This is a genomic window from Tangfeifania diversioriginum (assembly GCF_900141875.1).
GTDB classification, from domain to species: Bacteria; Bacteroidota; Bacteroidia; order Bacteroidales; family Prolixibacteraceae; genus Tangfeifania; species Tangfeifania diversioriginum.
This window is the reverse complement of the sequence record NZ_FQZE01000068.1, coordinates 1-5,036: the sequence shown is the minus strand read 5'-3', so window position 1 is coordinate 5,036 and position 5,036 is coordinate 1. Positions and strand designations below refer to the sequence as shown.

Genomic DNA, 5,036 nt, shown 5'->3' with positions numbered 1-5,036 from the left:
GCCAGACAATGGAATTATTAGTGAATTTTCAACCTGCTAATAACGGAGTTGAACAATGCCTATTAAAAATAAATCGTTAGTTTTTCAGCAAACCCCAGGTAATGTTTCCTCAACATTTCCAATGAAGTCCTTTAGTTTTTTGGTGCAATATACTCTTGACATTTAATTTTTCTAATTTAAAGTCATTTACAGATAGTGATAAAAGCAGTAGGTAGCCACCATAAATTTACTCCAAAAGCTACCGAAATAATTTCGTAGCCATCCTTTTCTTTTTCATTTAAAAATTTTTCAACTCGTTCAGTCAGTTTTGAGGTTGACCATGCTGTTGATAATTTAATTACTTTATAAGTTTTCATTAGATTTTTATTTTATGTTGTTTCTATAAATTTGCATTAGTCTCAAAATTTAAATGTGCTTAACTTATTGGCAGTTTTTAACTTGCGCATAACGTTCACTTGTAAGTTGTCGTTGCGGATTTCGGAGCTCGTTCCTGTCCGGCAGGACGGAACGATGTTGCGAGAATCCAGCGAACGACACCGCACGAACCCCGCAATGCAATTTACAATTTGTTGAACTAAATCCCTGCGGGAAAGCTGATTCAAAAGTACGCTCAAAGTGTTCATTTATTTTGTTGAAAACGTATTTCATTTTAATTCAATGTTTCAATTTTCATTCTCCTCAAAAATTTAAAGTATATCACAGTCAAAATTCTTATTTTTGTATAATTCACTTTAGTTCTTACAGAGTAATTTTAAAACTAAATAATTACCTGGATTTCAACAAGAACCAACCCTAAAACCGTCGTTAAGTACATAGAAAAAAAATTCTGCAAAATAGACCGGTTGTAGCCTGCCCGACTATGTCATTCAGGCGGGTTCAACATGGGCTCATCGCTGGGCGCTGCGCGCCGCTCAGAGTCCTATTTATTATGCCCAGTATTTTATTCATAATCTGTAGTTTAATCCAATTCCAAGATTTAAATAACTATATGGTAAATCTCTGTCTGTGTTTGTGAATTTATAAATTAATGTTCCTCCAAGTTTTATATTAATTCTTAATTTATCACCTCCAAACCTTATAAATCCAACTGGCTCAAACAAAATACTTTCATCGTGATAAGTTTTAAAAGGTCCACTCTCTGAAATCCAGTCGTAATAATTTTTATCTGTTAGATTTGAATGAAGATATCCTGCTTTTAATCCAAATCCAGTCTCAAAGTTTGAATTACTACTTGCTATTTTCCCAAAATTCGCTTGTCCAAAATATAGCTGATAATCACCGAGCAAGTTTCCTGGATTCGCATCTTTATATGCATTTCCGTATCCATAGCCAAAACCACTATAAAGTTCCAGAATTCTATTATTCCCTTTATTTTTATAGAGTCCAGTTGCCGCTTGTACATAATACCTATCATCTGCACCAACACTCCCAAATCCTTGAATTGCAATTTTATGAGTTAGTCCGTATGAGATAGTTGCATTAGCTGAAGGAACAATTGAAATTCCTGCATCGACTCTTAAATCGTTTTTTTCACTAATCAACGGAATGTCGGTTGTCATTGGATGATAAACAATACAACTCGACATTGTCAATGAAATCAAAAGTCCAAAAGTTAGTATTCTACTTTTCATATTTGCAGGTCTTCTTCTTTGTTTAATAGTGGGCATAACGGTCACTTGTAAGTTGTCGTTGCGGATTTCGGAGCTCGTTCCTGTCCGGCAGGACGGAACGATGTTGCGAGAATCCAGCATACGACACACCACAAACCCCGCAATGCAATTTACAAATTGTTGAACTAAATCCCTGCGGGATAGCTGATTCAAAAGTACGCTCAAAGTGTTCATTTATTTTGTTGAAAACGTATTTCATTTTAATTCAATGTTTCAATTTTCATTCTCCTCAAAAATTTAAAGTATATCACAGTCAAAATTCTTATTTTTGTATAATTCACTTCAGTTCTTACAGAGTAATTTTAAAAATAAATAATTACCTGAATTCCAACAAGAACCAAACCTAAAACCGTCGTTAAGTACATAGAAAAAAATCCTGCAAAATAAACCGGGTTGTAGTTCAACACAGAATAATCGCTGGGTCGTGCCGACCGCTCATATTCCTATTTATTAGGTGCTGGCTTTTTTATGTTGTTTCATAAAGACTAAATTTAATATTTTCTAACCTGTATGATGGGTCTTGATTTAAAGACTTTTCCTTTATCATTTGAATTAAATCATCCTCTGTCAAAGCTATCAATAGTTCATCGTTTAGATTGAGCATTCTTTTTTGCAATGTTTTAGCTGAATTTCCTAATCCTTTTCTTGTTATTACTAAACCAAATTTTCCTGTCTTAAGATTTAAGTACTTTGATGGTAAATAGAATTCATTTTGTTCTAATGGTTCTGAATAATTCTTAAAATCAACTACTATCAAATTACAATTGAAATCTGATTTTGCCTGTCCCCAAATACTAGTTGTATCATTAAAATTGTTGTTAATAATGAGGTCTCTCCTGAAAATATTGTCATTAGTATATGCTTGAACTTTCTGCGTGTAATTTCTGAAATTGTCTAAAAATAAATATTTAAAGATTTTTATACATATATCTTCAAATTCTGACCACCCATCCATTCCATGCGGACAATTTTTAAGTTTTGTGATTAATTCATGACTAATATTCTGGTATTTTGAAGCTATGTTGAGGTCGGGAATTCTTTCTTTGATATAATGATGTATGATATCTCCATTCCAAATGTTTATATAGTTTCTTGCAATATCGTCAATGACTATATCCTTAACATTTAATTCTTTCAGATAATTATACGTTTCAGAATCAGGTCTGTTTGTGAATGCGATGTAAGAGAATTCATTTGACTTAAAGATTTCTTTGATTCGTTTAAGATTAGGAGTATTGTCAATGAATAATCTACATTTTTTATTATGAAAAAGAATTAATTCATCAGCCCTTTCCGAATCAAAAACGTGGGTAGCCAATGAACATTTTATTAAATATTTTAAGAATTCTTTTTTTTGAATTTTGTTGCAATTTTTAAGGAATAAATAGAGTAGCTCAAAATGAATAAGTCTTGGGTCAAAATCAGAGTCGTATTTTTCAAAGTTGTCAATTTCAAACAAGGATTCGGAAGAACCAACAGGGAGCGAATCTATTTCTTCTAAATTATGAAACCTTGATGCAAAATTGAGAAAGAAGGGATATATAATACACTTGTTCTTAGGGTTAAGACCTTTGTAAATCTTTGTATGTTTTGTCGTTTGACCTGGGGCACCTTTTCTGTCAATTATGTACATCCTGATATTACTATCGTATATCATGAATTCTGTTTTTATTGACGGATAGTTTTCCTCTATATATATTACAGATTCATCAAACTTACGTTGAAAGTAGTTTTGAATTTTAGTTAATATAGTTTTTGGAATTTTCTTTCCTTTTGAATCATAGCGTAGCTTTACATGTCTTTTTGTTAGTTCGGTTATATAGTCCTTATAGTCAGATTCATTATCAATAGTTGTCCATCTTCTATTTATGTCAAAAAATAGAAATTCAGTTGAAAATTCTTTGCTTTCATTTTTAAGAATTTTCCATTTAGAGACTGTTTGAAAAGGAAGTTCTGTTCTGTATAGTTCTAAAGCAGTAGAATAATCGGTTGTCCTATCTGTCAGTTCAAATGTGTACAATAACTTACCTAGTAAATTATAGAGAAACTCACCAAGATTACTCTGTCTAGCACCAAAATTATTTTTTGCTTTTGATTTAAGTTCTGATTCAATTGATTCATTGAGTTCAATAGGGAATATATCAAATTTTATAGCATTAGAAATTAGAGTCTTCAATGAAGATTTATGATGATTAAGATTTTCATAATCATCCTTTTCTATTTTTACAATAGATGAAAATAAGTCTAATAATGATTCGTAATATTTTCTTGTATAGTTCATTCTTTATTCAAGCTTGCACCTAACGGTTGGTACATGTTGTCGGGGCGGATTTCGGAGCGCGTTCCTGTCCGAAGGACACGGAACTGCGAAACGAGAATCCGCAGTTGGCGTACCACCAAACCCCGCCCTGCAATATGTACTTTGTTGTGCGTTCGTAATTTGTTTTTCACATTAATTTCATTGGTTTTTGCATAAAATTTTTCTCAATCTTGATAAAGCTATTTTTTTTAAGTTCCTCCATGAAGAATGACTTGTTTGTTTTAAATTCAAAGGGAACATAAAACTCAATTTTCTCATCTGTCTCTAATGATTTATAAATAATGAGAGATTTTTTGTAAAATGCTTTTGCGACTGCTTTTCCTAAAGAAGGGTCTGAAGCAGATTCTATTTTGCAGTATATTGATAGGTCTCCTCGTGAAACGACTATTTTGGCTATTACTTGTCCTTCTATCCCATTTTCATAAGCTGGATTCGGATATTCAATTGCTTCGTAAACACTCTGCAAAGCCTCGTTTTCTATATTTCCAACGTACTTTAAAATATCTTTATCAATTTTGTAATTATTATTAATTTTTAATTTTCCTTTTGCATCATACAAATTCGTTTCCTGTGAATAAGCAAACGTTCCATACAACATGATAATTATTGAAATCAAAAGTTTAGTAATTTTCATTTTATGCAGTTTTGTTTTTATTTCCATTATGACGCACAACGTATGTGTAACCCAACAAGTTGGGGTATATCTCTATTGTCAGGTTGGGTTTTCTTCCCGATTTGGGTGTAAAACCCAACTTTTGTACTAAAATAATTTTTGGATTGATTTCTTTTTGTTTGTGTTATTTCCCAATGCGTATTCATTGTTATTGGTTTAGTTCAGCGTTTAAAGGTACCGATCTTTTGTTAAAAAAACAATCCAGGTGGATGGGGTTTTACGGAACTGCCCGGTACCGGGTAAACAAACTGTGTGAAATGATGTTTTTCACTAATACCTTAGGGTTTGCTGAAAAACTAACGATTTATTTTTAATAGGCATTGTTCAACTCCGTTATTAGCAGGTTGAAAATTCACTAATAATTCCATTGTCT

Annotated in this window: 5 protein-coding genes; all 5 read right to left on the bottom strand. The window is 32.1% G+C overall.

All coding sequences use genetic code 11. The features are described 5' to 3' along the window. Positions 1-182: 182 nt before the first annotated feature. A complete protein-coding gene (locus tag BUC07_RS21035; protein WP_175552590.1) occupies positions 183-356 on the bottom strand; it encodes a hypothetical protein in 174 nt (57 codons plus the stop codon). A 588-nt stretch (positions 357-944) separates the two neighbouring features. Next, entirely contained in the window at positions 945-1,667 is a 723-nt protein-coding gene (locus tag BUC07_RS20295) for a hypothetical protein (RefSeq protein ID WP_139279674.1), read from the bottom strand. Beyond that, positions 1,654-1,869 carry a hypothetical protein gene (locus BUC07_RS21030; RefSeq protein WP_175552589.1) on the bottom strand — a complete coding sequence of 72 codons (216 nt, stop codon included), beginning with the start codon at positions 1,867-1,869 and terminating at the stop codon, positions 1,654-1,656. The genes BUC07_RS20295 and BUC07_RS21030 overlap by 14 nt, the downstream gene beginning before the upstream one ends. A gap of 267 nt (positions 1,870-2,136) precedes the next feature. Next, positions 2,137-3,951: a hypothetical protein gene (locus tag BUC07_RS20290; protein ID WP_073174154.1), complete on the bottom strand. Its 1,815-nt coding sequence runs from the start codon at positions 3,949-3,951 to the stop codon at positions 2,137-2,139. Positions 3,952-4,117: 166 nt separating this feature from the next. Then, positions 4,118-4,624 carry an energy transducer TonB gene (locus BUC07_RS20285; RefSeq protein WP_175552588.1) on the bottom strand — a complete coding sequence of 169 codons (507 nt, stop codon included), beginning with the start codon at positions 4,622-4,624 and terminating at the stop codon, positions 4,118-4,120. Positions 4,625-5,036: the final 412 nt, after the last annotated feature.